6 protein-coding genes are annotated in these 2649 nt (G+C 30.5%); 4 read left to right on the plus strand and 2 right to left on the minus strand.

All coding sequences use genetic code 11. From position 1 onward, the window contains the following. Nucleotides 1-134: 134 nt before the first annotated feature. Complete coding sequence (locus IJ258_RS05550; protein ID WP_292804138.1) at nucleotides 135-353, minus strand: hypothetical protein; 219 nt, start codon at nucleotides 351-353, stop codon at nucleotides 135-137. A gap of 115 nt (nucleotides 354-468) precedes the next feature. Here IJ258_RS05550 and IJ258_RS05555 point away from each other — a divergent pair, with 115 nt between their 5' ends. The 3 genes from IJ258_RS05555 to IJ258_RS05565 all read left to right on the plus strand — a co-directional run bounded on the left by IJ258_RS05555 (nucleotide 469) and on the right by IJ258_RS05565 (nucleotide 1650). Further along, nucleotides 469-990: a hypothetical protein gene (locus IJ258_RS05555; RefSeq protein ID WP_292804140.1), complete on the plus strand. Its 522-nt coding sequence runs from the start codon at nucleotides 469-471 to the stop codon at nucleotides 988-990. Further along, nucleotides 987-1238 carry a hypothetical protein gene (locus IJ258_RS05560; protein ID WP_292804142.1) on the plus strand — a complete coding sequence of 84 codons (252 nt, stop codon included), beginning with the start codon at nucleotides 987-989 and terminating at the stop codon, nucleotides 1236-1238. The genes IJ258_RS05555 and IJ258_RS05560 overlap by 4 nt, the downstream gene beginning before the upstream one ends. Before the next feature lie 193 nt (nucleotides 1239-1431). Beyond that, on the plus strand, nucleotides 1432-1650 hold the full coding sequence (locus tag IJ258_RS05565) for a hypothetical protein (protein ID WP_292804144.1): 219 nt from the start codon (nucleotides 1432-1434) through the stop codon (nucleotides 1648-1650). Between the two features lie 23 nt (nucleotides 1651-1673). On the opposite strand, the gene IJ258_RS05570 is transcribed toward IJ258_RS05565, so the two are convergent. Further along, on the minus strand, nucleotides 1674-1913 hold the full coding sequence (locus IJ258_RS05570) for a DUF3781 domain-containing protein (RefSeq protein WP_292804146.1): 240 nt from the start codon (nucleotides 1911-1913) through the stop codon (nucleotides 1674-1676). Between the two features lie 73 nt (nucleotides 1914-1986). Between IJ258_RS05570 and IJ258_RS05575 the strand changes: the two genes are divergently transcribed. Next, nucleotides 1987-2649, plus strand: a 663-nt coding sequence (locus tag IJ258_RS05575) for an ABC transporter permease (RefSeq protein ID WP_292804149.1), incomplete at its 3' end; no start/stop codon positions are given.

The raw sequence follows: 2649 nt of genomic DNA on the forward strand, positions 1-2649 counted from the left end.
AATAAAACATTACTATCTAAAATCAAAAGAATTCCTGCAGGAGCTGACCATAGAAACATATAATAAATCGATTTCAGAAACCAAAGTTTATGACAAATGGCTTGAAACATTTATACCAAAAGTTTGGTAATTAACTATAAATAAACATCTTTTCCATGATATGTAGGTTTAATTTTAATTATTTCTTCCTTTTTTAATTCGTTTATGGCATTTTTAATATATTTGCAGGGAATTTTTGGCAATCTCTTGCATACATGAGTAATTGGGGTATGACGTTTATTATAGTATTTGTTTTTATGTAATGAATTGATTACATCTATTTTAACCTTTTCCACATTGAATTTTTTAGCCATATATATACTTATGTATTACTAATATATAAATATTTATTACTAATTGTTTAAAAAATTTACAAATTAGAAAAATTTATAAGTATCAAATGTACATATATTGTATTGGTGAGAAGTAATGTTCGAAGAGTTATTTGGAAATTGTCCTCAAGCTAAAGTTTTGCAATTTTTATTTTCTGCACCTGTTGATGAGTATACCAAACAAGAAATTGCTGTTGGATCAGGTATTTCAAGAGTTACTTTAGATAAATTCATCAATACATTCATTGAAAATGAAATAATTATATATCAAAATTCAAGATATATTTTAAATACAAAATCCGAGTTTTTAAGGAAATTGGACATTGCACAAGAAGAATTTATTAAATTCCACTTTAACAAACAATTGGAAGAAGGCATTGAAGAATCTGATGAAGTGTCTGATGAAGAATTTGAAAAATATTTGGATTCTCTTCCTGATGAATTGGACTTAGATGAATTGGAAAGAGAAATTGAATTCAATGAGAAAATTCTTGTCAACAAAAAAGAATATGAAAACCTAAAAGATTATTATTTAACCTTTTCAGATAAGGAGATAAAATTATCTGACTTTTCCGCTATTGACGATAAAAAATGGTATACTATGGATGTGATTGAATGAATGATAAAAATGTGGGAATAAAATCAAAAATTAACATTGATGAAGATTCAGAAGTTGTTTATGCTTCTTCTTTTGGTGTAGGTGGCAATAATGAAGAAATCAGATTAATAGTCATAAATAATAAATTAGTCAATGATGGCGAAGACATTGAATTAATAAATGAATCTGATTTGCAAATTGTCATGAATTACAGTACTGCAATTAAACTAAATAAACTTTTAAATAAGTATATTGCTCAAAACAAATAATTTCATGTATTGAAGGTTGATGAAATTGAAAGAAAATTCCTATGAAGTTTGTAGTGGTTGAATCATATAAATATATGGGGGATGTGATTGGATGTCACTTAAAGAATTGTTTGGAGAAACAGATAGAATCAAAATTCTTGAGGAACTGATTTCCAACTGAGATTTCTTTTTATCAGTTGATGAAATAGCAAGAATGTCTGATGTTTCCAAAAAAAGCGTTCATATTCATATAAATGAATTAAACAAGATAGGAATTTTAATAGTTGATGATGGTTCTAAAAAATTCAAATTAGATTCAAAAGACAAAAGAGCAATTGCATTAGCTTTAATAGAATCTGATGAGTATTTGCGATTGATGGATGAATTTGAAAAAGAAATAAAAGAAAAAATCAAGAAGAATTACTATAATTAGCAGCATCCGATAATTAAATGGTATTATAGTTTATGAGCAGTTATAATCGTAAAACTGCTTGAATTAATGGTTATCCTGCAATCATCAACTTCAACATAATAGTTTTTACCTTCCTTTACAACAGAAGACTCCTCTTTTTTAAACTTTGAAATACAGTAGCTTACTGCCTCATCACTTATCCCCAAGTTTTTCCGTATTCTTCCAACACCCATTTCGGTTGTGTGAATCTTGTCAATGTTTTCAATCAGAACTTTCTTGTGCATTTCATCACCCGTTTTTTGCATCTCACCTGATGCTACACTTACTTATTTATATATTACAAAACTATTTAGTATTATGTCATTTTTAAAATTCATTCTTAAAAATCCATTCAGGAGAAAGACCAGTGCAATTCTCGCTATTGTCGGAATTGCAATCGGAATAATTGTAATAGTTGCTCTTGGTGGAATAACTGACGGTTTAGTCAACACATTTGAAGATACGATACATGCAGGAGGTGCTGACTTTTCAATTTCAGGAAAGGAAACTGGGGATTCTGCATATGGAACTAATACAATCGACGCATCATGGACAGATAAAATCGCTAATGTTCCAGGTGTTGAGGAGGCTTATCCGATTTACGTTGTACTGACATCAGTCGGTGATGACTACATGAATACGTTAATCGGAATTGATCCTGCAGGAACCACATTGGCAGACATTTCAATGAATGAAGGAAGAATATTTGAAGATGGTGAAAACGAGGCCATTCTCGGTGAAATCTATGCCGATGACAATGACTACAAAGTAGGAGACAGTATCAAAATCGATGGTGAAGACTTTGAAGTAGTGGGAATTTATGAAACCGGTGACCAGAACATGGCCGGTGGAGTATTCACATCAATATCCAAGGTCGGAGAGCTTATGGATGATGAGGATTCAATTTCAAACATCTATGTTAAGGTGAATAAGGGCGAAGACCCACAGGTCGTTGCAGACAGAATCGATGAGAAATACGGT

It is taken from the genome of Methanobrevibacter sp. (assembly GCF_017468685.1).
Taxonomy (GTDB): domain Archaea; phylum Methanobacteriota; class Methanobacteria; order Methanobacteriales; family Methanobacteriaceae; genus Methanocatella.

What these genes read in the sequence shown, in the direction of transcription:
- IJ258_RS05570 (WP_292804146.1), bottom strand. Translation starts at nt 1,913, where the DNA reads ATGCACAAGAAAGTTCTGATTGAAAACATTGACAAGATTCACACAACC.
- IJ258_RS05560 (WP_292804142.1), top strand. Translation starts at nt 987, where the DNA reads ATGAATGATAAAAATGTGGGAATAAAATCAAAAATTAACATTGATGAA.
- IJ258_RS05550 (WP_292804138.1), bottom strand. Translation starts at nt 353, where the DNA reads ATGGCTAAAAAATTCAATGTGGAAAAGGTTAAAATAGATGTAATCAAT.
- IJ258_RS05555 (WP_292804140.1), top strand. Translation starts at nt 469, where the DNA reads ATGTTCGAAGAGTTATTTGGAAATTGTCCTCAAGCTAAAGTTTTGCAA.
- IJ258_RS05565 (WP_292804144.1), top strand. Translation starts at nt 1,432, where the DNA reads ATGTCTGATGTTTCCAAAAAAAGCGTTCATATTCATATAAATGAATTA.